At 61.0% G+C, this 24,542-nt stretch carries 19 protein-coding genes; 6 read left to right on the top strand and 13 right to left on the bottom strand.

Annotation, left to right across the window (positions count from 1 at the left end):
* Nucleotides 1-78: 78 nt before the first annotated feature.
* The gene (locus EJ073_RS30480; RefSeq protein ID WP_126058892.1) at nucleotides 79-2,964 is read left to right on the top strand and encodes a trifunctional glycosyltransferase/class I SAM-dependent methyltransferase/polysaccharide deacetylase; all 2,886 of its coding nucleotides are present in this window, start codon (nucleotides 79-81) and stop codon (nucleotides 2,962-2,964) included.
* A 79-nt stretch (nucleotides 2,965-3,043) separates the two neighbouring features.
* Here the strand turns inward: EJ073_RS30480 and EJ073_RS30475 are convergent, their stop codons facing one another.
* Nucleotides 3,044-4,027 (bottom strand): hypothetical protein, encoded by a 984-nt coding sequence (locus tag EJ073_RS30475; RefSeq protein ID WP_245455430.1) that lies wholly within the window; start codon nucleotides 4,025-4,027, stop codon nucleotides 3,044-3,046.
* Nucleotides 4,028-4,132: 105 nt separating this feature from the next.
* Here EJ073_RS30475 and EJ073_RS32670 point away from each other — a divergent pair, with 105 nt between their 5' ends.
* Nucleotides 4,133-4,270, top strand: a complete 138-nt coding sequence (locus EJ073_RS32670) for a hypothetical protein (protein WP_245455429.1) — start codon at nucleotides 4,133-4,135, stop codon at nucleotides 4,268-4,270.
* A 228-nt stretch (nucleotides 4,271-4,498) separates the two neighbouring features.
* Here EJ073_RS32670 and EJ073_RS30470 read toward each other — a convergent pair whose 3' ends face one another.
* Both EJ073_RS30470 and EJ073_RS30465 read right to left on the bottom strand, forming a co-directional pair.
* Nucleotides 4,499-5,023, bottom strand: coding sequence for a GNAT family N-acetyltransferase (locus tag EJ073_RS30470; protein WP_126058890.1), 525 nt, complete (start codon nucleotides 5,021-5,023; stop codon nucleotides 4,499-4,501).
* 173 nt (nucleotides 5,024-5,196) lie between these two features.
* Nucleotides 5,197-6,120 (bottom strand): hypothetical protein, encoded by a 924-nt coding sequence (locus tag EJ073_RS30465; protein WP_245455428.1) that lies wholly within the window; start codon nucleotides 6,118-6,120, stop codon nucleotides 5,197-5,199.
* Between the two features lie 105 nt (nucleotides 6,121-6,225).
* Between EJ073_RS30465 and EJ073_RS30460 the strand changes: the two genes are divergently transcribed.
* Nucleotides 6,226-7,641, top strand: a complete 1,416-nt coding sequence (locus EJ073_RS30460; protein ID WP_126058889.1) for an adenylate/guanylate cyclase domain-containing protein — start codon at nucleotides 6,226-6,228, stop codon at nucleotides 7,639-7,641.
* 21 nt (nucleotides 7,642-7,662) lie between these two features.
* Here the strand turns inward: EJ073_RS30460 and EJ073_RS30455 are convergent, their stop codons facing one another.
* The 7 genes from EJ073_RS30455 to EJ073_RS30425 all read right to left on the bottom strand — a co-directional run bounded on the left by EJ073_RS30455 (nucleotide 7,663) and on the right by EJ073_RS30425 (nucleotide 17,405).
* Entirely contained in the window at nucleotides 7,663-8,142 is a 480-nt protein-coding gene (locus EJ073_RS30455) for a class I SAM-dependent methyltransferase (RefSeq protein WP_126058888.1), read from the bottom strand.
* Nucleotides 8,143-8,332: 190 nt separating this feature from the next.
* Nucleotides 8,333-9,514, bottom strand: coding sequence for an ABC transporter permease (locus EJ073_RS30450; protein ID WP_126058887.1), 1,182 nt, complete (start codon nucleotides 9,512-9,514; stop codon nucleotides 8,333-8,335).
* On the bottom strand, nucleotides 9,511-10,509 hold the full coding sequence (locus EJ073_RS30445; RefSeq protein WP_126058886.1) for an ABC transporter permease: 999 nt from the start codon (nucleotides 10,507-10,509) through the stop codon (nucleotides 9,511-9,513). The genes EJ073_RS30450 and EJ073_RS30445 overlap by 4 nt, the downstream gene beginning before the upstream one ends.
* 2 nt (nucleotides 10,510-10,511) lie before the next feature.
* Complete coding sequence (locus EJ073_RS30440; protein WP_126058885.1) at nucleotides 10,512-12,410, bottom strand: ABC transporter substrate-binding protein; 1,899 nt, start codon at nucleotides 12,408-12,410, stop codon at nucleotides 10,512-10,514.
* Complete coding sequence (locus EJ073_RS30435; RefSeq protein WP_126059398.1) at nucleotides 12,407-14,302, bottom strand: ABC transporter ATP-binding protein; 1,896 nt, start codon at nucleotides 14,300-14,302, stop codon at nucleotides 12,407-12,409. Before EJ073_RS30435 ends, EJ073_RS30440 begins: the two co-directional genes overlap by 4 nt.
* 142 nt (nucleotides 14,303-14,444) lie before the next feature.
* Entirely contained in the window at nucleotides 14,445-15,785 is a 1,341-nt protein-coding gene (locus EJ073_RS30430; RefSeq protein WP_126058884.1) for an adenylate/guanylate cyclase domain-containing protein, read from the bottom strand.
* 459 nt (nucleotides 15,786-16,244) lie between these two features.
* Nucleotides 16,245-17,405, bottom strand: a complete 1,161-nt coding sequence (locus EJ073_RS30425) for a DUF3095 domain-containing protein (protein ID WP_126059397.1) — start codon at nucleotides 17,403-17,405, stop codon at nucleotides 16,245-16,247.
* Between the two features lie 91 nt (nucleotides 17,406-17,496).
* Between EJ073_RS30425 and EJ073_RS30420 the strand changes: the two genes are divergently transcribed.
* Both EJ073_RS30420 and EJ073_RS30415 read left to right on the top strand, forming a co-directional pair.
* A complete protein-coding gene (locus EJ073_RS30420) occupies nucleotides 17,497-18,585 on the top strand; it encodes a glycosyltransferase family 4 protein (RefSeq protein ID WP_126058883.1) in 1,089 nt (362 codons plus the stop codon).
* A complete protein-coding gene (locus tag EJ073_RS30415; RefSeq protein WP_126058882.1) occupies nucleotides 18,582-19,346 on the top strand; it encodes a polysaccharide deacetylase family protein in 765 nt (254 codons plus the stop codon). The genes EJ073_RS30420 and EJ073_RS30415 overlap by 4 nt, the downstream gene beginning before the upstream one ends.
* Nucleotide 19,347: 1 nt before the next feature.
* On the opposite strand, the gene EJ073_RS30410 is transcribed toward EJ073_RS30415, so the two are convergent.
* The 3 genes from EJ073_RS30410 to EJ073_RS30400 form a co-directional block, all read right to left on the bottom strand.
* Entirely contained in the window at nucleotides 19,348-20,202 is an 855-nt protein-coding gene (locus tag EJ073_RS30410) for an MBL fold metallo-hydrolase (RefSeq protein WP_126058881.1), read from the bottom strand.
* A 134-nt stretch (nucleotides 20,203-20,336) separates the two neighbouring features.
* Nucleotides 20,337-20,786, bottom strand: a complete 450-nt coding sequence (locus tag EJ073_RS30405) for a cyclic nucleotide-binding domain-containing protein (protein WP_126058880.1) — start codon at nucleotides 20,784-20,786, stop codon at nucleotides 20,337-20,339.
* Nucleotides 20,787-20,973: 187 nt separating this feature from the next.
* Nucleotides 20,974-23,688: an ABC transporter ATP-binding protein gene (locus tag EJ073_RS30400; protein ID WP_126058879.1), complete on the bottom strand. Its 2,715-nt coding sequence runs from the start codon at nucleotides 23,686-23,688 to the stop codon at nucleotides 20,974-20,976.
* 153 nt (nucleotides 23,689-23,841) lie between these two features.
* Between EJ073_RS30400 and EJ073_RS30395 the strand changes: the two genes are divergently transcribed.
* Nucleotides 23,842-24,513, top strand: a complete 672-nt coding sequence (locus tag EJ073_RS30395) for a class I SAM-dependent methyltransferase (RefSeq protein ID WP_126059396.1) — start codon at nucleotides 23,842-23,844, stop codon at nucleotides 24,511-24,513.
* Nucleotides 24,514-24,542: the final 29 nt, after the last annotated feature.

Here is a 24,542-nt window from a genome sequence, read left to right as displayed (position 1 = left end):
AGCTCGATGAACCAGGAAATCGCCGGCTACGTTTCGGAACCCTTGTTCTCCCCTCGAACCAGGCGCGGGTAAGACGGCGTGGCGCATGACCCCTTGGTTTCAATCGTGGTGCCTGCGCACAACGCGGAGGCGACGCTGGCGCGCGCGCTCGATTGCCTTCTCGATCAGCAAATGGCGGATTGGGAGGCGATCATCGTCGACGACGCCTCCACAGACCGCACCCCCTCGATCATCGCCGGCTATGTGCAGCGCGATGCCCGATTTCGGACGTTGAGGTCGTGCGCGTATAGCGCCGCCGCCGCGCGCAATAGCGGGATTTCGACAGCGCGCGGCCACTGGCTCATGTTTCTGGATGCGGACGATTGGGTGGATGCCAGCTTCCTTGCGAAAATGCTGGCCGCACTGGAAACCGCTGCCGATGCGGCGGCCGTCTATTGCGGTTCTCGGCGTGTGATGCCCGATGGCGAACTCACCCCGTCGAGCATCTCAACCGAGGTCGCGATCCAGCCCTTCGAAACATTCGCCCGCCAGTGTGCCGTCTGTACTCACGCGCTGCTGGTCGACCGGGAGACAATTGTCGAGTTGGGCGGTTTCGATGTGTCGCTGCGCACCTGCGAGGACTGGGATCTGTGGCAGCGCCTCGCACGCCTGGGCAAAAATTGGGTAATGGTCGACGAGCCGCTCGCTTTCTATCGGATCAGCCCCAACTCGCTCTCCCGCGATTCGACGCAGATGCTGGCAGATGCGGGAATCGTGATCGCCCGCGGCTTTTCTCCTGATTCCAGGGTCAAAGACCCGGCAGCGGCTCACGCCAATGGTGCGATAGAAGCGAACGGCTGCTCCGCCTCCGAAGCCCTCGCATGGTTCGCGTTGTGGAACACCGCGTCGGATTGCGGCCGCAGCTCGCTCCCGATCGACCCGCAGTCCCTGCGCGCGCTTCCGGTAGCACGTAAGTGGGCGCGTGAGATCGCCAGGGTGGCCGTCGATGGCCTTATGGTAGGGAGCCTGTCGGTGCCGGCGCAATTGGCTGCCAGGTGGGACAGGTTCGGCGGCGCTATTACTGAGTTGATTATCGGACTCGGCAAGGTCTGGGACAATGCCGCCGCGGCTCGCCGCGTCCAGTATCACCTTGAGCAGATGCTTCTCGAGGCCGACGATCTTGCCGCGCCGCGCAGTCTGGCGCGGACACTTGGACTTCGCGTCGACGCTCGAAATCCGACCTCGACCGAACTGCCGGAAGGAACCGATCAAATCTATGCCCATCTGATCATGGATGGCCAGATCGACGCTGTCGTGCAGTTCGGCGTACTCGGAACAGTGACAACGGATCATTGGATCGAATTGATCCTGGACATCCTGCCCCCTGACCGGCTTTCAGACAGTGCCGAGGCATTATCCACAGCGGAACGCCGGTCTGATCCGGACAGCCACTTCGGCAAACTCGCGCAATTGGCCGCGGAAGCGCTGGAGCTGGTTCGGTCGAGCGCCGAACCCGCAGAACCTCCTGCAACGCCGCGCCGAGCACGGACCACGGATAGGAGTGATCGCACGGCGTTCTGGAATAGCTATTTCGCGACCGAGGATCCCTGGAGCTACGGTTCGCGCTATGAGCAGGAAAAATATGAGCGGCAGCTCGAAATCCTTCCTGCCGGTCCCATCGGACGGGCGCTTGAGCTGGCCTGCGCGGAGGGCCACTTCACGCGGCAGCTGGCGCCGCGTGTGGGCCGTTTGACCGCAACTGACATCTCCGCCATAGCCATCGAGCGGGCGGGCGCGCGATGCAGCGATCAGCCGAATGTTGAGTTCGGCGTACTGGATTTCGCTGCCGACACGCTGCCGGGTGGGATGGATCTGATCTTCTGTTCGGAAGTGCTCTACTATCTGGATGATCTCGCCGAGCTGCGGCGCATCGCCAAAAAATTCGCCGAAGCATTGGCGCCTGGCGGCAGTTTCATCAGCGCGCACGCATTCGTGCTGCGTGACAATGTTGAAAGGACGGGCTTCGACTGGAACACATTCGGTGCAAAAGCGATCTCGGAGACGCTGGCAGCGACCGAAGGTCTCGTGCTCGAGCAATCGATCCAGACCGAGCTCTACCGTATTGACCGCTTCCGCCGGCTGTCGCCGGACGATGTGGCGACGGAACCGGTGATCGATTATGTGCCAATCCGCGCGCCTATCGAAATCAGCGTCGCGCGAAATATCGTCTGGGGCGGGGCGCGGGCCTTGCGCCGCGACGTCGCGCGTAACGAGCGGCGGCAGCGTATCCCTGTCCTCATGTATCACAGCGTCTCCGACGATGGTCCGGCCGCGCTCGCCCGCTTTCGGCTCACGCCCACCGCATTCGCCAGCCAGATGAGATGGCTGCGCGCCAATGGCTTTCACGCGATTAATTCCGAGCAGTTGGAAGGGTTCATCGCCAACCGCAGCCCTTTCGTTGGCCGCCCGGTGCTCATCACCTTCGATGACGGCTTCCAGAACTTTGCCGACCATGCCTGGCCGACCTTGCGCGCGAACGACCTGACCGCGGAAGTGTTCCTGGTGACGGACCTGGTGGGTGAAAGCGCACGCTGGGACGCCGAGATCGGCCCGCCGACGCAGCTTATGGACGCCGGGACGGTGCGACGCCTCTCCGCCGAAGGTGCGTTCTTCGGAAGCCATCTGGCGACGCATCGCGCCATCGATGGTCTGTCGAGTTCTGGCCTGGCCGCCGAGCTCCTGCGCTCTCGTATGGTCATCGAACGGTGGATCGGTCGGCCAACCACGGCGTTCGCGGCGCCCTTCTCTGTCACCGACCGAAGGCTTGGCCGGCTGGCCAGGGAGTGCGGCTATCGGATCGGCTTCGGCGGTAGACACGGGCCGGCGGACCTCGATTGCGATCCCATCGACCTTCCGCGCATCGAGGTTCGCGGGGATCGCTCGCTCGATGACTTTGTTGCCATTGTCGAGGCGGTGCTCGAATGATGCGACTGGATCAGACGCCGCCCTCGCTTGCGGTTGCGCACCAGAACATCCCCCTGAAATAGGGCCTGACGTGAGAGGCTCAGGTCGCCTTGATTCCTGCCTGGCCGATCTTGCGCCATCGGGCGTTTTCACGAACCAGTTTCAGGTCTTCGGTCGTCTCGGCAAATGTCCGCAATCGGTATTGCCGAAGCAAGTCCGGGAAGAGCGCCCCCTCCGGCAAGCCGGCAAGCTGCTCGCGGACCGAGGTCTTCTCATCAATGACCCGAGTGCCCCAGGCATTTTCCCGTACCTGCAGCTCCGCAGCCAGATCGCGCTCTTGCGGCACGTTTTCGTCTAGCGCAGCCAGCAGGATCGAGTGGAAAAGCGCTACATAGCCGATCTGCCTCAGGCCGCCCACGACCCGCACCCGCGGCAATATGGCAAGGGCGAGGAACATCAGGAACAAGTTCGGCAGCAGCACGCCATCCAGCAGCGCCTGCCCAAGCTGCGGCCGCTCGAACGGGATGGAAAGACCATGCGGCCTGTCAGGCTCGATCAGGTGCCCGTTCTTCAGCACGAGCTTGCGTACTCGCTGCTCGCGGATACCCCAGAAATAGTCCGTGGCATTGGGCAGGAATCTGCCGAATGGTCCCGATGCGGCCTCTTGCAAGGCATGCTCGAGGCGCTGGCGTCTTGCGGGCTCGATGAGCAGCTTGGAAAGAAGGCTGCCGTCATCTTCCAGATGCCGCGCTACAGCAACCGCGGCGAGCCGATCATCGATGAAAACCGGCAGGGCCATGCCGGAACGATCCCAATTGGTGACCAGATCCTCGTTGAGGGCTGTCAGCGCATCGGCAGCGGTTCCAAACACCTTGTTTTGGCTGGCAAGCAGCGTGCCCAGCCAGCGGCTGGCATCGGTTTCATCGCCGACTGCTTCGAGCGCACGCTTGTTGAGGGAGACGGGACCGGCCGCGCAGGCGCTTTTGCGGCACAGTTTGTGGCGGCCCATGCCAAACAGGTTGACCTTGTCGTCGCCGACATCGAGCCAGCCCGGCCCCTCCCGGCCAATTGTCTCCATGGTCATCGTCGTTCCCATGAAAGCGAAGAAGGCCGACAGCCCGCTTTCGACCGCGCCGAGCCAGGCAAGCAGGAGGGCATCGAAGGTGATCCGGTCCATCAGAAGCAGGCAATGCAGGCCGGACTGAATCACCGGTCTGTGCTCGAACTCTTCGAGGGCCTTGCCGATCTCCTCAGGCTGCACAATCACACTGAGGCGCTGATGCAGGACTTCGCGCAGGATCGAGCGGGCAGCGATCGCCGGGCCTGATGCAGGCCTTGCCACCGGCCGCCACAGATGGCGGGCGTAATCGGAAACCTGTGAATTCCAGTTCTGCTCGATGTCACGCACCACTTCCGGGCAGAGCAGCGAAAGCACCGCCAGAATTTCCGCCGGGGGCGTAGGGGGTGGATCAAAGACGGCGGTCATTGGTCCCGTCTAGCCGCTTGCGGTGCAAACGCCAAGGGAGACCAGACAGTTAAGACCATACAGCGGATCCTAGAATCGCAGCCGGGCCATGCTCAGCAGGTCGTGGTACTGCCCGTCGGTAAAGCCGGCCTTCACATGCCGACCTTCGACCTCGAAACCGTGGCTGGTGTAGAGACGGATGGCCGGTTCGTTGTCGGCATAGACCGTCAATTCGACCCGTTTCAGGGCCCGCCAGTTGTCGGCCACGTCAAGCAGCGCGCCAAGTATGGCAGAGCCAATGCCCTTGCCGACAAAGGCATCGTCGACGCCGATGTTGATCTCGCCGATATGCGAACGGCGCGGCGAACCCTGCACGACCAAGCTGCCATGGCCGACGACCTTGCCGTCCAGCTCCGCAACGATCCAGGTGGTTTCCTGGCCGGACTTGGCGATGCGCCGCTCCACCTGCTCCACCCTCTCGAAGGGCATCCTGAAAGTGCCCCAGCGGAAGCCCGGCATGTTGAAGATCGTGCAAAGCGCCTCCGCATCGCTTGGCCGCACGGGTCGGAGCTGCGGCTGGATTTTCTCGGAGGATGGCGAAGTCGTGCTGTTCATGGCGTTCCCGGCTAGAGCAATTCCAGGAAAGTGTAAGCGGTTTTCCGCCCGGAATTGCGTCCGAACAAAGATAGAGCAGTTCGCCGTTTCCTTTGGAACGATGAAATGCTCTATGGTAATCGGCTGGGCACGATGCACCGGACGTCACCTGAAAATCCAGCCGTCTCTGCAATCTATGATGCCGATTGCGAGCCAAAGTAACGAGAGGCGACGTACAGTTTGAAGACGCCGCTGATGCCGATCCAGCCGAAAAGGGCGAGCCACGCCAATGTTCCGGTCGCCGTCCAGCCGATCCGGTGCACCGCGGCGTCGGTGATGACGAGGCCAAGGATGGCAAGCAGGCCAACCAGAAACTGCGCCAGGCCGAGCACCAGCAGTTCCTCGCGCGGCGCGCTTCTCCACACAAGATATATGCCGCCCGCACCGGCGAGGAAGATGGCGCTATAGACCTGAGCGTGGAAGGCATCGACCGGCCATGGCCAGGTGCTGCTGAATGTCAGGGGAAACAGCAGCAGGCCGACGCCATAGAGCCCAAGGATCGCCGATTCCACCGGCATGTAGCCGCGCCATGCGGCGCTTAACGTCACGCCTTTTGCCGAAGGACGCGCCCTGGCCCGCCACAGGAACACCCCGGATACCGCGACCGAGCCAAGATAGACCAAAAACCAGAGCCACGGTGCTTTGCGCTCGAAGTTGAAATAGCCGAGATTGATGAATGAAGCCGCCGACACGATGACGGTGAAGATGAAGGCCATGACGAGCACGAGCCTGCCGGGCGACCAGCGATTCCACAACAGGAGCGCCGCCATCACGACCATTTCGGCGGTGTAGAAGCCGCCGAGGAAGCGGGCATTGAACGGCGTGACGGCCCAAGGCCAGCGCGGCTTGACCAGCACAGGCGCGAAAAACAGGCCCGCGCCCACGATCAAGACGATGATGACCGCCACAGAGAAAAGGCGCAGGGCCGCGGGAAACGGTGGGTTGTTGGATGTCGGCATGGGAGCGAGCCCCAAAGATGAATGCCTATATACCATCAAAGTGCCGCTTGCGGCCGGTGAAAATCTGCCGAATGGGAATTGAACTGTCACCAGGCTCATCTATTCGAATGGCCGTACGGTCCGTTTCGACGTAAAATGGGGCACTCGGACCAAAGCGCGGTCCGGTCAACTCGCCTCGAGGGCGCATTTTCCGGAGCCTGCACGATGAACGAAGCCCAGGATCTGTTCTCGCTTCTGCGGCAATCGACCGATGTCGATCCACTGGCAATCGAAGCGATCAAGCGAACCATCGCGGAGGGCGAGGACCGTGAACTTTGCCGCATCAATACGCTGGCCTTCGCCAGCAAGCATGGCCTCGACGAGGAGCGCGCCATAAGCGCCTTTCTCCATGCTGCGCGGGTCGGCATCTTCGACATTTCCTGGAATGTCCTGTGCCCCGGCTGTGGCGGCGTGCTCGACACCAACGCCACGCTGAAAACCCTTCAGAAGGACGAATACAGCTGCGCACTGTGCTCGCAGGGCTATTCGCCGACCCTCGACGAGATGGTCGAGGTGACATTCACCGTCAGTCCCCGCATACGCAGGATTGCGGCCCACAATCCACACGAACTGCCGATGGTGGAATATTTCCGCCAGATCTACTGGGCGTCCGGCGTCGATGTCCCGGATGAGGATTTCGCGAAAAAGCTGGAAGCGTTCTCGCTGGAGGATATCGAACTTGCGCCCGGTGAAAAGGCGGTTCTGCCCATACAGCTTCCGTCCGAATTCATTATCGTCTTCGAGCCGGTCACCCATTCAGCGCAGTTCATCGACGTGAAGGGCGAACCAACAAAGGAGCGCCGAAGTCTCTCTTTAGTCTTCGACCGCGACCATATCCAGAACCAGACGCTGGAGATGCAACCTGGCCCGTTGCGCATTTCGCTGGAAAACAGGACCGAAACCCGCGTGCTGCCGACGGTCTTCATCGCCGGCGAGGCATTGCATGATTTCCTGGGCAAACGCCGGCCCTTCCTCACCGCCAAGCGCCTGCTCACCAACCAGACGTTCCGCGATCTCTATCGCACGGATACACTCGACATCGACCAGCGCCTGAAGATTACCAGCCTGACCTTCCTGTTCACCGACCTGCGCGGATCGACCGCGCTTTACGAGCGGGTGGGCGACCTTGCGGCCTTCGATCTCGTGCGCGCGCATTTCCAGATTCTGCACGAGATCGTGGCGGCGGAGGCCGGCGCGGTGGTGAAGACGATCGGTGATGCGGTTATGGCGACCTTCGCGACGCCCGATCGTGCGATTGCCGCGGCCCTCAGGATGCGCGATGCGATGCGTGCGCTCAACGACACGAGCGGGCGCGAGGATTTGCTGCTCAAGATCGGCGTCCATGCCGGCCCCTGCATCGCCGTGTCTTTGAACGAGCGGCAGGATTATTTCGGCCAGACGGTCAACATTGCGTCGCGGGTCCAGAACCTTGCCAACGCACAGGCGATCTTCGCCACTCGCGCGGTGGTCGACGACAATCTCACCGCCGACCTGTTGCACAGGAACGCGCTGACGCCCGTAGCCCACGAGGTCTCGCTGCGCGGCATTGAGCGAGAGATAGCAGTATATACGATCCCTTGAAGACCTGAGTCGTTCCGGCTCTTACACGCGCCTATAGATAAAATAACGATCTGCGGGCACCGAAGGCGGCGGCAAGAGGCGCTGCAACTGCGGGTGGTCGAGCGGCGTGCCGCTGACCGCGATGCCGCCGACGCGAAGCAGGCGCGCGGTCAGATCGGGAAGCCAGGTAGCGGTCACTGCATCGCGATCGTCATAGCCGGTGCCAATGTCGGCATGAACAAGGGCGGCGTCTATGCCAATGAACCTGTTCGCCGTCTCGCGTATTTCGCCGAGCACAAGGTTTTCAGCTTCGGGGATTGAGCTGGCGTGCGCGGCGAGCGCGCGGTCGAATGCCACGATCCGGCGTCCGGGCAGGCGCTCGCGCAGATGATGGAACGTCCGGCCGTTGCCGAGGCCGAGTTCGAGCACGGGGCCCTCGATCTTCGCCACCCCCGCGCAGACTTGATCGAGAATGTCGCGCTGTGCGGTCAGCCTGCGGATGAAGCTCTCGAGGCGAGACATATGCGTCTGTGTCCTGAACCGGCTCAAGTGATCGGCAATGCCCGCGACCATAACGGTTCACGGGTTAAACCCCCGATCGAGCCTCGCCGCATATAGAGGCGAACGATCAACACCGCAACAACCGAACAGGCTGCCAACAGGGGTCTTGCCGGTGCAGCCGGCGGGCCCGGCGCGCGGCGGGACAGCGATGTCACTTGTAGGGGTCTGCGGCGTCCCGCAAGCCGTCGCCTAGGAAGTTGAACGCCAGGATGACGAGAATGACGGGGAGCATCGGCAAAAGCAGCCATGGATAGAACGCGATCACGCTGACGCTGCGCGCCTCGGTGAGCAGGATGCCCCAGCTGGTTATCGGCGCCCTCAGTCCGAGCCCGAGGAAGCTGAGCGCCGTCTCGCCCAGGATCATGCCTGGTATGGAAATCGTCGCCGTCGCGATCAGATGCGACATGAAACCGGGAATGAGGTGCCGCCGGATAATGCGGCTGCTGCTGGCGCCCATCAATTGCGCGGCCAGAACGTAATCCTCCTCGCGCAAGGCTAGAAGCTTTGAACGCACTGCCCGCGCCAGTCCGGTCCAGTCGAGCAGCCCGAGGATGACGGTGATGCCGAAATAGATCAGGATCGGACTCCAGGTCATCGGCATGATCGCGGCCAGAGCCAGCCATAGCGGAATGCTGGGAATCGATTGCAGAATTTCGATTATCCGTTGAACGATCAGGTCGAAGATACCGCCGTGATAGCCGGCCAGGCCTCCGATGACTATGCCAAGCAGGAAGCTGAAACTGATGCCGACGAGCCCGATTGTCAGTGAAATGCGTGCGCCATAGATGACGCGCGAGAAGACATCGCGCCCTAGCCTGTCAGTGCCGGCAAGAAAGAGCTGGCCGTTTTCGGCAGGGCAGACAAGGTGCCTGTCACCTTCGATCAGACCCCAGAACCGATAACCGTCGCCCCTGCAGAAGAAGCGGATCCGCTGTACATCATCCTGTCTCTCGATGTAGTTCCGCTTGAGCGTGTCCATATCCAGCGTCATCTGGCGGCCATAGACGAACGGCCCGACGAACTGGCCGTTGTGGAACAGGTGCACCCGCTGCGGCGGCGAATAGATGTAGTCCATGTTGCGCGTGTGCAGATTGTAGGGTGCCAGGAACTCGCAGATCAGTATCCCGAAATAAAGCGCTGCCAGGAACATGCCGGATATAAGGGCAAGCCGATGCCGTCGGAATTTCCACCACATCAGCCGCAACTGTGACGCCTGAAAAACCTTCGACTGCTCCGGCGTCATCGCCTCGACCGACTGCAGGTCAAAGGGCGCGATGGAAACGTAGTGTTGCAGTGGGGCACCCGGAGCGGGCAGCGGCGATTGCGTGTTCATTTGGTGCTGCCGCCCTGCAAACGAATTCGTGGATCAAGCAGCGCCAGCGCCAGGTCGGAAATCAGGACTCCGATGACCGTCAGGAAAGCGAGGAACATCAGGAACGACCCCGCCAGATACATGTCCTGGCTCTGCAGCGCCTTGATCAGCATCGGCCCGGTCGTTTCCAAAGACAGCACGATCGCCGTGATTTCAGCGCCGGAGATAATGGCCGGCAGGATGGAGCCGATGTCCGAAATGAAGAAATTAAGCGCCATGCGCAGCGGATATTTGACCAGCGCCTTAAAGGGATGAAGGCCTTTGGCGCGCGCGGTCACGACATATTGCTTGTGTAGCTCATCCAGCAGGTTGGCGCGCAGCCGCCGGATCATGCTTGCCGTGCCCCCGGTGCCGATGATCAAAACCGGGATCCAAAGATGGGCGAGGATCGACTTCGCCTTGGCCCAGCTCATCGGCTCGCTGAGATATTGCTGGTCCATGAGATGGCCGATGGACGTGCCGAACCAGATATTGGCGAAATACATCAGGATCAGCGCCAGCATGAAGTTCGGAATGGCAAGGCCGAGAAGGCCGAAGAAGGTCAGGCCGTAGTCGCCCCAGCTGTATTGATGCGTGGCGGAGTACATGCCGATCGGAAAGGCGATGAGCCAGGTGAAGACGATCGTGACGAAGGAAACCAGCACGGTCAGCCACATTCGCTCCCCGACGACGTCGCGAACTGGCAGCTCATATTCGAAGGAATAGCCGAAATCGCCGTGCAGCATCCCGCCGACCCAGTAGAAGTAGCGAATGATCGGCGGCTTGTCGAAACCATAGTCCTTGCGCATCATCTCGATGCGATCGGAATCCACCGCTTCGCCCTGAGCCCGAAGCTCGGCAACATAGCTGTCGAAATAGTCGCCAGGGGGAAGTTCGATGATCGTGAACACCAGCGCCGATATGACCAGCAGCGTTGGAACCATCACGGCGATGCGCCAGACAATATATCGAAGCACGCTCAGGTCTCTCCAAGCCAGAATGTATCCGGCATGTAGACACCGAAATAGGCTGTCGGGTCGTAGCCGTAGAGCGCCTTTTCAGGCAGATTGCGCAGCCGCGAGGATGCCAGAACCGGCTGATGCGTTCCGTTCACCGTGCCGATCGAGAACACCTGATCGGTGTAGATCGACAGCATTGAATTCCAGATTTCGGCGCGCTCCGTGGCTTCGGTCGATGCATTCCAGCGCTTGAGCAAAGCCATCAACTCGACCACAGGCGCAAGATCGGGCGCCTCGCCGAGCGTGCCGTGAGACAAGTAGTGAGCACCCCAGAGCGGCCATTGCAGCTGGTCGTCGATGGTGGGGGCCAGCTGGTACGGGTTCATGTCGGCGGTCGGCACGCCATTGTCGATGCCCGACCACATCGACATCATGATCTGGCCGCCAAGCGCGCGGCTGCGGAAGATGTCGCGCTGCGAAGTCCGGATAAACAGCGCAATGCCGATCTTGCGCCAGTGATCGGTGATGAGTTCGAGTGCGTCGGTTTCCAGCGTGCTTTCGCCGGCCGTTTCCACGATGATCTGCGCCGGGCGTCCATCGGGAAGTATCCGCAGGCCGTCATCGTCACGCGTCTGAAGCCCGACCTCGTCGAGCAGGGCATTGGCCTGGTCGGGGTCATGGGCGACCCAGGCTTTGGCAAATTCCGGCCGGTAGAGCGGGCTCTCCGTCAGGACCGTATCGGCACTTTCCTGCGCCAATCCGTAGAACACGGCCATGTTGATCTCGCGCCTGTCCACAGCGAGCGAAAGTGCGCGGCGCACGCGAACGTCGCGAAGAAGGCCACGCCACACCTGGTCGGCGCAATTCAGATTGGGTAGCAGCGCCAGCCGCGAACCCTGTGTGCGTTTCCAGAGATGCATCTTCACCGGGTACCGCTTCTCCGCGTCCTTCAGGAAGGCGTAGTCGGCGAAGTCAATTCCCATGCTTTGCAGGTCGCTCTCGCCCGCACCGGTCTTGGCGGAAATGATCGCCGACGAGCTGACATTCATGACGATGCGGTCAACATAGGGTAGTTGCCGGCCATTCTCGTCTATTCGATGAAAGAACGGGTTCCGCTCGAAGACGAACTGTTCGGCCGGCGGCTTGGTCCGGTTCTGCCAGGGATCGAGCGTCGGCAGATCCGGGTTCTCCGGGCGATACTGCCGCGACATGCGGATATGCAGGAGCGTCCATTTCTTGGCCCGGTTCTCCTTCATCAGGCCGGCGAGCCGGAATGGATCCTGATATTTCTTGTGGAACTGCTTGAGATAGGCGGCCGGCAGAACAAGCGATAGCGGCGAAGCAGCAGCGAGCTTGGGCAGGAAGTCGGGATTGGGCGCATCCCAACTATAGCGGACCGTCAACGGATCGACGATGTCGAAGCGCGGCGGCTTGCCGTCAGCCAGCAGGGCTGGGGCGAGCCCGCCTTGCGAAAGCTCATCGTTCAGCCAGACATCTTCCCAACAATAGCGAAAATCCTCCGGCGTCAGCGTGCCACCGTCAGACCATTTATGCCCTTCCCGTATCTTGAAAGTGAAGACGCGATCATCCGCTACGTCGAAACTTTCGAGAATGTCGGGTTGCAGGTTGAGCTTTTCGTCATAGCCGACCAGGCGAGCATACCCATAGATCGTCATCAGCCGGATATCTTTCTGGCTGCCGATGATCGTGCGCAGCGTGCCGCCATACTGGCCGGGCTGCCGGCCGATCGCAGCGAGATTCAACGCGCGCGGGCGCTTCGGCAGACGTTCGGCGAGTGCCGGCAGCGCCCCGGCCTGCAGCCGCGGCTGAAGAAATTCCGGCTCCAGATCGCCGGCGCTTGACGTATTCGGCAGAAATGCCGAAGCCATGAGCCCAAGGACGGTGCGCCGGCTGATCAAGGGCGTAGCTCGCTGACATCGGCCGAACGTCGGGCCAGCACGAGGTGGCCGCCGCCAAGGTCGAGCGGCGACAGCGTATCCTCTTCGCCCTCGTCGCGGAATTGCGGTCCCCAAGCGCTGGTGTCGGAAGCGCCGCCGAGCTTCAGCGTCTTGAAATCCATCGGCCTGTCGAGATCAGGGAAAGGTACTGCGGCAACCAGTGAGCGTGTGTAGGGGTGGATCGGTCTCCTAAGCAGAATTTCGCGCGGCGCAAGCTCGACGATACGCCCGCCGCACATGACCGCGATGCGGTCTGCCATGTAATCCACCACCGCCAGGTTGTGGGATATGAACAGGTAGGTCAGACCCAGTTCCTTCTGCAGGTCCTTCAGAAGGTTCAGTATCTGCGCCTGGACAGAGACATCGAGCGCCGAAACCGGCTCGTCGCAGATCAGGAGTTCAGGCCCCAGCGCCAAGGCGCGCGCAATGCCGATACGCTGACGCTGCCCACCGGAGAAACTGTGCGGATAACGCTTGATAAAGCGCGGATCGAGCCCGATTGCCTGCATCAGGCTCTTCACCGTGGCAAGTCGGGACGCGGCATTGCCACGTTGATGGATTTCCAACGGCTCGCTCAAGATGTTCTCCACCGTCATGCGAGGTGAAAGCGACGAAACCGGATCCTGGAAGACCATCTGGATTTTCGCGCGCAGCATACGCAGGGCATCTCCCTCGCCTTCCAGGACGTCGATCGGCCCATCGCGGCCGTTGAAGATCACAGAGCCGCCGCTAGGGGTGACAGCCCGCATAAGGATCTTGCTGACGGTGGTTTTGCCGCAGCCGCTTTCGCCGACCAGACCCAGGCACTCACCCCGCCTGATATCGAAGCTCACGCCGTCCACGGCACGAACAGAGGTTTGATGATCCCCGCCGAACCATCCGGACTTGCGGATAGTGAAGGTCTTTTTCAGATCCCTGACCGATAGCAGGAGGTCGTCCGGCCCCTTCGATGCCGGCGCCGTCTGCTCGCCGAGCAGGTTCCCGACACTCACCGGCACCTCGCGGAGCGCCTTTAGCCTTTCGCCAGGCTTCAGGTCGAAATGCGGAACGGCTGCCATCAGACCCTTAAGGTAAGGGTGGCCTGGCCGGCGGAATATCGCCTCGACGGGTCCCGCTTCCATGATCTCGCCATGGTACATGACCACCACCTCGTCGGCGACATTGGCGACCACGCCGAGGTCGTGCGTGATCAGCAGCATCGCCATGTTCAGCTTTGTCTGAAGCCCGCGCAGCAATTGCAGGATTTGCGCCTGTATGGTGACGTCCAACGCCGTCGTCGGCTCGTCGGCGATCAACAGGGCGGGCCGGCAGATAAGCGCCATGGCGATCATCGCGCGCTGACGCAATCCTCCCGAAAGTTCAAAGGGATACATGTCGTAAGCGCGCCTGGGATTGGGAAAGCCGACAAGGCTGAGCATTTCCTCGGTCCGCGCCTTGCGCTCCGCCCGAGCCATGGGCGTATGAATCTGCAGGGATTCGCTGACCTGGTTGCCGATCGTGTGCAGCGGCGACAGCGATGTCATCGGCTCCTGAAATATCTTGCCGATGCGGCTCCCTCTCAACGCTCGGATTTCGGGTCCATCACGCGGCATCTGCAGGATATCCTGCGTCATGCCGGGTTTTTCAGGGTCGGAAAACAGGATACGGCCGCGAACATGGGCTGTGTTCGGCAAAATGCCCATCACTGCCTGGCTGAGAACCGATTTTCCGGAACCTGACTCGCCTACAAGCGCGGTGACCTTGCCCGGCAGGACGCGAAGATTTGCGCGCCTGACCGCATGCAAGGGTCCCCCAATAATGGCAAAAGAGATGCCAACATCCTCGATCCGTAGCAGATCAACGCCCGAATTCATTCTCACACCAGTCCCACTCTGGCAGCTCCCAGAAAGCGAGACTACCGCATTGCCAGCTTGTAGCAACTTGGATTCGAAGCGGGCCAGTGGCGGAACCTGCGCCCGGACGGCCTGCCAAGGGCGTTCGGGCTGTTCGTTACGCTTACTGGAGCTTGCTCGGGTCTCCCGCCGATAGCCGGGCGGCATCGCGGTGCAGCAGCATGACCTGCTCGGCCTCCGATTTCCGATCGTGAATGGTCTCCATCGCACCGTCCTCATCGAGTGCGAGCGCACCCGACAGATCGGGTGAAAGCACCGTCAGCTTCTGCTTGATGCCAGTCAGCTCCTCATGGCCCAGCGTCAGCCAGCTGTTTGCGCCGCAATAGCTGGCGAAGTCCTTGCTGGCGAGAACGCTGTGCGGATACTTCTTGGTCAGGATCTGGAGGCGCTGGACCTCGTTTACAGCTGAGCCGAAGGCAGAGAATGTGAGCCGGTCGGTAAGCCCGACATTACCGAACATCACATTGCCGACATGCAGGCCGATGCCAAATTTTATGTCGGACAACCCCTGCTGCTTTCGGCGCAGATTGAGATCCACGACGCGCGCGGTAGCCTGATGCGCTGCCGCAAGAGCAGCCTGGCAGGCGATCTCGGACTGCGAACGGTGCCGTTCGCAAGGGTATACGGCAATGAAGCCGTCCCCAATAAAACTCATGATCTGCCCGCCTTTGCGATTGAAAGGTGCGGCAACGGCGTCGAAAAACTGGTTCAGCGTATCGATATAGATTTCACGGCCCGAGGTTGCGGCAAGCCTTGTCGAGCCGCGCATGTCGCCCATGACAAGTGCGGCCCGGATTGTATCGCCCTCGCCGCGCCTGATCTGACCGTCAAGCACGCGCCTGCCGGCGTCGCCGCCGAGATAGGTGGTCATCATGTTGTCGGCGAGCTTGGTAAGCACCGCCATCTTGGTTGCGATCGCGAGATGGCTCTGGATGCGAAGCAGCGCTGAAATCATGCTATCGCTGAAGCCTGCAGTACCGTCGGTGGACCAAGACCCGATCATGCCCTGACTTGTGTCGTCGCTGAAGGGATGTACGAAAGCCATGTAGTCGGTGACGCCCATAAGCGCGAGTTCACCGAAAATCGGAAACTCCGGCGGCAATGACGGGTCGATCCGGCGTCGCAGATGGTCGAGCTTGTTGCTGAGCAGATGGTAGTACGGGCTGGTCAGGAATCTGTCGGACGGCTCGCCGGGCTCAACCCGGAAGCCTTCCACTTCCATGCCCTGGCCGCGAATCCACGTGAAGCCAAGCGCATCATAAAGCGGGTGCAGCATCGAAAAGCTCAAATGCACCCGCTTTAGCGGCAGGCCGGCAGCAGCCAGCCGTTCGCAAAAGCCCTTTACCAAGGCTTCCAGGTCGCTGCCCGCCAGCGCCGATTGGGTCAGCCAATCTGCAACCTTATCCATGAGAATGGTAGAAATTTCTGCTTGCGTTTTACTCATGCTCTCTCGAAACCCGTCGAAGACGAAGCCATTATCCGTTGATCCGCCATAACACAGTCCGCCAACGGCCCAATAGGTCGCCCGAAGTCAACGAGGCCGGCTTCGGCGGCAAAAGCGGCGAAGAATTTCTCGGATGACTATCCTCGCAGCCAAGGAGCAGGCGTAACTGCATCTATGTCATGTCGACTTATGTGGCGAGGGCGCCGGCAGAGTGCAATCACGATACTGACATCGGGCAAAAATTCGCCGACCCGGACGCCGTCAGGCCTTCACACCGTCTCTCGAGACAGCCCGAGGCGGCCAAAGAACATTGCGTGTGTCGACTATCCGGAGGTGAGGCGTCCAATAAATCTGGTTTCCCGTCAACTCCGGACAGGCTGTCCGTTCCCATGGTGACTTGGGTCCCAAGAACCATTGGCCGAGGCATATTGCGGAAGATCGATTTCCGCAAAGCCGTCATCAAACCGGTACCTTCGCCTTCAGGCTTGCGGCAGCCACGGCATAGCCGCCGGCCGCGCCATCGATGAAATGAAGGTGATCGCGCTGCAGCGGCGAAGCGACCAGGCATGTCATCAATGCCGATTTCTGGCGGTGCAGGCCATAGTTGCAGATGCCCGCCTCTTCCGCCTGCTTCAGCCGGTTCTCGATCCGTTGCAACACATCCGCGTCAACGTCGATGGTCATCTTCAAGCCGTCGTCGAACTTCCGGAAATCCGAGTTGCTGGCCACGTCGCGTTTGTAGATCTTCGGATCGAAACTGCCGATCGTCCAGCCATATCTATCGGTGACAGCCGTAAGCGTCATCAGGAACATTACCCACAGCTTCGTTAACCACCGCCGTCCTGCCGGCGCCGTGGCGCGCGCCTCGATATCGAGGCCGGCAGGCAGCAGACTGTAGTCCGGCCCGTTCACCGGTACCGGGTGGCCATCGCGTTCCTGCCTGCCGGCAAGGGCGATGATGTCGGACGCCAGAAACTGAAAACCGCGCAAGTCACGCGACGCCCCCGGTATGGCTATGATCGAGACGATTTCGCCATGCCGGGCTTCGATCGGGTTCCAGCGGCAGGACAGGCCGGTCAGATCCGGCCGCGCGCCAGCCGGCGCAGGATCGATGCGGTAGCGCCCCGCTTTCATCTCGGCTTCAGCCCAACTGCCGCCTCCGCCGGCGAACATGGCATAGAAGACCGCTTCTGAGGCTTGAAACCTCGCCACGCGGACGTCGCGGCCTTGCGCTCTTATATCTTTTATCGGCACGATTGCAGCACGCAAGGTGAGGTCCAGCTCGTCTGCCACCCATCTCTGGACAGCCGCCAGCGCGTTGCGGGTAACCTCCAGCGCCGAGCCGGGAAACGCCACGAGCGCGCCGTCGCCGCCGAAGACAAAGGGAAGGTCTTGCCGACCCAGCGCGTTGAGCAGCGCCGAAATGACGCTGGCGCCGGCCATGTTGACGGTTTTATAGCGCCCTGCCTCGATCGCCCTGGTCGAGCCGACGATGTCGGCCGTGGCCAGAGCCCAGCCATCGGGGAGAGGCTTGTAGTTGTCGATATCGGCAACGCTTTCGAACTTTGCGAAGACCGGCAGAGAAGCGACAAACGGGTCGGACGCGGCGGCTGTTTCCATGAGCATCAAATAGCACATTCCACTGCTTGAAGGTGAAGTCGATCGTGCTCGAAATTGACTTGCGCTGGCTTTGCGATGATAGGGTCCGGAAATGCGAATTGCCTTTTACGCGCCGCTGAAGTCACCCAATCATCCCGTTGCCTCCGGCGACCGCCAGATGGCACGGACGCTGGTCAAGGCGCTGGAACATGGAGGGCATAGCGTCGAACTGGCATCCGAAATACGCTTCTATCTAAGCGAACCGGAGTCGAAAAGTTTCGATGCGCTCAAGATCGAAGCCCGAGAGGAAGCCGCGCGGCTGACAAGACTTTGGGATCGTGACGGCAAGCCCGATCTCTGGTTCTCCTATCATCTCTACTACAAGGCGCCCGACCTGATCGGACCCGAACTGGCGTCGGCCTTTGCCGTCCCCTATGTGACGGCGGAAGCCTCCTATTCGAGGCGGCGCAACGCCGGTTTGTGGGCCGATACGCAAGCGTTGGTGGCGCGAGCCGTCGAACAGGCGGCGCTGAACATCTGCTTCACGCAAAGGGATCGTCAGGGACTGGCAGATGCGATACCCGACGCCGCTCTCGGCATGCTTCCGCCCTTCATCGACACATCGGCATTCCGGGAAACGCCGGCGCGGGGTTGTTCGACGCGGCTAGTTACCGTCGCCATGATGCGGCCGGGCGACAAAGTCGAAAGCTATCGCATGCTGGCGCAGGCGCTCGGTTCGATCGGCCACCTGCCCTGGACCATGTCTGTCGTCGGGGACGGGCCTGCCCGTGAAGAGGTCAAAGCGCAATTCGCCGGCTTGCCCGCCGACCGTATCGAATGGCTTGGCGCGATTGAGCCAGCCGCCGTACCGGATGTCCTGTACAGTGGGGGAATTTACGTCTGGCCGGGTTTCGGCGAGGCCTATGGCGTTGCCTATCTTGAAGCACAGGCCGCCGGCCTTCCAGTGGTGGCGCAGGACATCGCCGGGGTGCCGGAGGTCGTGCGGGATGGCCAAGCCGGGTTTCTCACGCCGCCGGGCGATGTGGCGGCATTCGCTTCTGCCATTGAAAGGCTTCTGACCCGTAGCGACGAAAGAACCATCATGGCCGCACAAGCCAGACGTTTCATCCTTGAAGAACGTTCCCTCGGTGTTGCGGCGGCGCGTCTGGCCGGACTTCTTGCGAAGATCCCGATTTCATGACACCCGATCAGATCTGGCAACCCTTGGTGGAGGAACTGGCGAGCCTGCAACGAGCGGGCCGTAAGGCAGAGTTCTGGCTGCGCGACGATGACGCCGTGGATCCGACGCCTGCGCTTGATAGGCTGCTCGACCTCACCGGTGAATTCGCGATTCCGGTCACCCTGGCCGTGATTCCGGCCCTGACTGATGAGAAGCTTGTCGCCCGGCTTGACGAGACGCCGCATGCCACGGTCGCCATCCATGGCTGGGCGCACCGAAATCATGCGCCCGGGGACCAGAAAAAGCAGGAGCTCGGCCCGCATCGGCCACGCGAGGCGGTGCTCGATGAGCTGGCCCGTGGGCTGTCGCACGTAGCCGGCCTGCACGGCGCACGTGCCGTTCCGATGCTGGTGCCACCCTGGAACAGGATCGACGCCGGCTTGGTACCCGACCTCGGATCGATAGGATTTGCCGCATTGTCGGTCTATGGGCCGCCGAAGCCGGCTTCGCTGGCGGTCATCAACAGCAATGTCGACATCATGGATTGGCATGGCACGCGCGGTTGCCGCGATCATGGCCTGTTGGTTCAGGCCATCATCGCGCAACTGCGGCATGCATTCGACGGCGGCCAACCGGTCGGCCTGCTCACCCACCATCTCGTGCATGATGAATCGGCCTGGCTTTTCCTCGAACGGCTGCTCACAGTCACCACACAGACTGAGGCCTGTGTATGGCTTCCGGTCAGGACATTGATCGGGCGCTGCGCCGGCAAAGGAAAATAGTTCAGCGCTTTTTCCGCAATGAGACTGGAAATTTGAGCCTCTGGCCATCCCGGGCGGCAAACGCGCCGGCAAACCTGTCTTTGGCCAATTTCTCCATCTCGTCCAACTCATCGTCGGTGCGCGACGGATCGTGGTGAAACAGCGCAAGCCCCCGCGCGCCGGCGGCCTCACAGAGCTTGACGCCCTGTTGCCATGTCGAGTGCCCGTTGCCGCGATAGCGCTCCATTTCCTCCTCGGTGTAGGTGCAATCGTAAATGACGAGGTCGGCATCTTCGATCAGGCCGAGCACCGCCTGATCGAGTTTGCCCGGCTCGTGCTCAGTGTCTGTGATCACCGCAACGACGCGGCCACCCCATTCGACCCGGTAGCCGATGCAGCCACCGGGATGGGTGAGACTGCCGGTTCGGATCACCACCCCTTGGCGCGGCCGAAGCACGTCTCCGGATACGAAATCGCGGTAGTCGAGGCTTGCCTTGCAGACGTCCAGTCTCACCGGAAACCAAGGCGGCCGCATGAACTCATCTACCATCTGCCGCGTCGTCATGCGTCCTGCAAGATGCCCGGACCAGAGCCTGATTTTGACGCTCCGGTCATAGATCGGCTTAAAAGCCGGCAGCCCGATGATGTGATCGTAATGGCAATGGGTGAAAAACAGGTCGGTATCGGTCACGCCCGACGCCCGAAGCGCCCAGCCGGCAGGCCGCAAGCCAGAGCCCGCGTCGAACAGAAGCGTATGCTTACCGCATCGCATCTCAATGCAGTTTGTGTTGCCGCCATAGCGAGAGAATTCTGGCCCCGATACCGAAATGCTGCCGCGCACGCCCCAAAACCTGACCAGGAAAACGTCGTCGTCCATGCAAGCCCTTCGTAGTCCCCCTCGGCCATCGTAGCCAAACAACTGCTGCTAGGCGAGACAGGTCTTCCTCCTGGTGACCTTGTCCGTGAGAGGGCCAGTGCCATCACGGCGAAGGATCGAGCGCAAATCATTCGTTATTTGGCGCTTCGTGCATCGATCAGATCCGCGGTCGTATGGCTCAGGCGATCGGCAAGAACCCGAACCATCTCGATGGTCATTTCCGGGAACTCCTTCATAAGCCTCAGGAAATGATCCTTGCGAATTCTCAAGGCTTCCACCGGACTGGCAGCTCTGACGGTGGCCGTGCGGGAGCTGTTGCACAATATGGCGATCTCGCCAACGATCGAATTTGGCAGCAGTTCGGCAACTTTTATCGGTCCGTTGTCGGAATCGACCAGAATATCCGCCCTGCCTGAAAGGATGACATAGGCGGCGTCGCCCTCATCGCCCTGCCGGAAAAGGATCTGCCCGGCGCTGTAGCTCACGCGATCGGATGTGAACGCAAGCAGCTTGAGCTTTGTCGGCTCTATGCCAGAGAACAAGGGAACGCGTTGCAGCATTCCAACCTCATCCTTGAGCAGCATTGTCGCGAACCTTCCCATTCACGTCTGCGAGACTAGAACAACCGACACCCCGATGGGATCAATTCTGTTTCCGGACGGCGAGACGAACCACGCGAAAGGTGGCGGGCCGATCAGCCGGAAACCCGAATCCCTTGATCTTGCCACAAGCTCCCACCGCCAGAATGATCCCATCTGAATGTCCAATGCTCTATGATAGCAATTCCTTAAAGATACCGCTCTCTGCCAAAAGTGTCTCGTGTGTTCCGTCTTCCACCAATTGGCCCGAGTCGAAGACGACAACGCGATCGAACATCATCCCCATTGCCGGATTCGTCACGACCCACACAATTGCCGGCGAATGGCCGTCGCGTCTGGCCTCCTCGAGCACGTTTTGCAGCACCTTATCCTGCATGCGCTGGTCGAGCGCCGACAGCGGCCGGTTGAGAATGAGAAAATCGGGACGCTTGAGCAGGGCGCGGGCAACATCGAGCTTCTGTCGCTGTCCACCGGTCAGCCGCCTGCCGCCGGAGCCGACGTTGAAGTCCAGACCGACATCCAGAACTTCGGCATAAAGCCCCAGCTCGTCAAGAATGGCATAGACGATGGAGCGTATGCGGTCCGGTGCGTCGGGATGGTTGTTGCCCACGCGCCCGAACAGGACATTGTCCATGACAGTAGCCGCGGCAATGTATTTGGCAGGATCATACCGTTCGACCGCGTTTTGCAGCTCGGGCGGCAGGTTTTCATAGAACCCGTTGCGAGCAGCGACGATCTTGCTCATCAGTTCGTCGCTCAGCAGGCCGAAGCGGTGCCGGGGCTCGATATAGGCAAAGCTCAAGGTGACGATCATGGCGCGATCGTTCTCTGAAACCGCCTCGTAGGCACGGTTCTTGAGCCGTTGCAGCAAGGTTTCGTAAGCGGGTATCTCCTCGGCGCTCATGAAGGCGAGCTGCTGGAAGAACTGGTGATCGGGCGGCAGGTCGGCAAACAGCTCGATCGCCTGGTCCGCGATCTCCATGCCCATTTCGTAGAGCGTGCGGTCGAGGCCGGCTTGCCTGAGCACAGAAGCAAAATAGGGATTGGCCGCCAGAGCCCTGTCGGCCAGTTCGGGGCCGGCGGCAGCGCCGAAGAGCAGGTTTTGGCCGATCGTTGCTTCCTTGTTGTAGGCGCCGGGTTCGAACGGAACCACCAGTCCGCTCAGCCCTTCGTGTTCCAGCCGCGTTCGCAGCGCCGCACGCAGTTCGACGATTCGCCTGGCAAGCTCCGTGTGACGCGTCAGGTCGGCCGAAGAGCGCAAGCCAAGATCCAGAATGTCGCGCGACAGAACAACCGCGTCGAGCACCCGGCGCACGGCTTCAAAGAGGTCGTGCGGGCCGGTAGCGCCGGCGGAAGCGTAGTCGATCCAGTCGCTTTGGATATCATGATCCGGATTGCCCGACCGGCGCGCCTCGTGGATGTTCCAGCGGCGCTGGTCTGCCGCAGCACCGTCATAAGTCACCGATGTCAGCGGCGCATGCTTCAACCCGTAGAGCAGGTTGTCGCGGAGGCTTGCCTGGAACAGGAAAACATCCGACGAGGCATAGGACATGCGCCGGCCGGTCACTGCTTCGGGGAGTTCAAGCAGGTCGTGGGCGCCCGAAGCGACCTTGCCGCCTTTCGGCCGGTTCAGGCGCGCGAAGGCTTCTGCAAGCGCCTCCGCTCCACCTGTTGCGGTACTGACCAGCGCCACCGTTTCACCCGGCTTGACCTGGACGGAGATACGGTCGAGGAGCAATGCACCGCCATCGTCCGCTATCGACAGACCGATCGCCGACAGCGGGTCGGTCATCGGACCGGGGGCTTCGATCGTCAATGCCCCGATTGTCGGCGCAATGACACCGTCGACGGTGAACTGTTCGACCACCTGCTGATATTTGACCTGGACATCCTGCCGCGCCTGATCCCAGTCGATCAGTTCCTTCATCGGTCCGGGCAGGTCCTTGTAGGCGCCGATCACGGCCACGAGCTGGCCGACGTCCAGCCGCCCCTCGATGACCAGATACCCGCCGATCATGTAGAACAGGAAGGGCGTCAGCTGCGCGAGAAAATTGTTGAGGAACTTTACCATGAATTTCCACTGGTAAAGATCGAAGCGGATCTTGAAGATGAGCCCGAGCCGGGCAGCTATGTCGGCGCGCTCGTAGTTTGACGTGTCGTGGACGTGAACCGCGCCGATGCCGTCGACGATTTCGCCAACCCGGCCCGAAAGCGCGCGCGCCGTCAGCTGCCGTTCGCGACCGAGCACGATCAGCCGCCGCCGCATTCGCGGGATCAGCACGATCTGGATCACCACGATCACGACCGCTATCATTCCGAGCCAGAAATTCTGGACCATGATGAACAGCATGGCCGTCAGCGCCTGGCCGCCGAGCAGCACCGGCTGCAGGAAGGCGTCGCCGATGAAGCCGCCCAGCGGCTCCACCTCGTCCTTCACCATGGTCGCCACTTCGGCGGATTTCACCCGTTTGAAGTAAAACGGCGGAAACCGCAGCACTCGATCGACCAGATCGAAGCGGATACGCCGCAGCATGCGTTCGCCGAGGCGGCCCTTGTAGGTGTTGATGTAGAGTTTGAACAAGCCGTTGATGACGACCAGCAACAGGAACACGACGCTGAGGGCAAGCAGCGTTGCCGTGCGGTCGAGCTGAAAGCCGGAGAACAACTGGACCTCGCCAATGAACGGCAGGTCATAGTGCAGTCTCATGAATGGCTGGGTGGCTCCCGGTTGCTCGAAACCTTTGCCCTGGATCGGGCCGTTGACGATCAGCTTCGGCAGGTCGAAGGACATGAAATACGGGATCATCGACAGCAGAACGATCAGCAATATCCATATCTGCTGCTTCTTGGTGTGCCTCCAGATATAGCGGGCTAGGCTGGGTTCCATATGCGACTGTGAACCTTCGGTCTAAAGCAAAGTAAAAGCATCTGCTGGTGAACGGCGCATCGGCAATCAGCGCTGGCGACACGTTCAAAGCCTGCGAGGCGGAGGCAAGATTGCGTTGTGTCGCCCGAAATCCCAACATACAAGGCGAATATGATGGATATCACGCAACCACGCAATGCCGGCACGGACGGGCACGAACAGGCCCTGGACCTCACGCGGGGAATTGCCGCCTATGTCAAGCACCCTCTCGTTGCAGGGCTGGCGCGCGTCATAGCCAAGCATCCGCAGGCCGACATCGCCAATGCCTTCAACCACAAGCAGGTCGCCTGCAAGATGTGGGCGCTCGACAGGCTGTTCGAAAGTTGCAGCGGCCGGTTCGGGCGCATATGGGTGCTGGGCGGATGGTACGGCGTATTGCCGGCAATGCTTTTCAACGATGCCCGCTTCGACATCGCGGCGGTCGATAGCATCGACATCGATCCCGAAGTCGCGCCGGTCGCCCGGACCCTCAACCGGGAAGCCGGCGATCGGTTCCGGGCGCTGACGGACGATATGTACGCACTCGACTATGCGGCCGGGCAACCTGACCTGGTTGTCAATACAAGCTGCGAACACATAGCCGATCTCAGCGCCTGGCTTGCTCTGCTTCCGCGGGGCACGACTGTGCTTCTGCAATCGAACGACTATTTCAGCGAGCCGACGCACATCAACTGCGTGGCTTCACTGGCAGCCTTCGAAGCCATGGCGGCGCTGCGGGAGATCAGGTTTTCCGGCGAGTTGCCGACAAAGAACTATACGCGCTTCATGCTGATTGGAACTGTTTGAAGCGCGTTGCGCGAATCTGATCCAGGCGC

This window comes from Mesorhizobium sp. M4B.F.Ca.ET.058.02.1.1 (genome assembly GCF_003952505.1).
Classification (GTDB): domain Bacteria; phylum Pseudomonadota; class Alphaproteobacteria; order Rhizobiales; family Rhizobiaceae; genus Mesorhizobium.
Note: the sequence above shows the minus strand (reverse complement) of the source record. Positions and strands in the feature narration are given on the sequence as shown.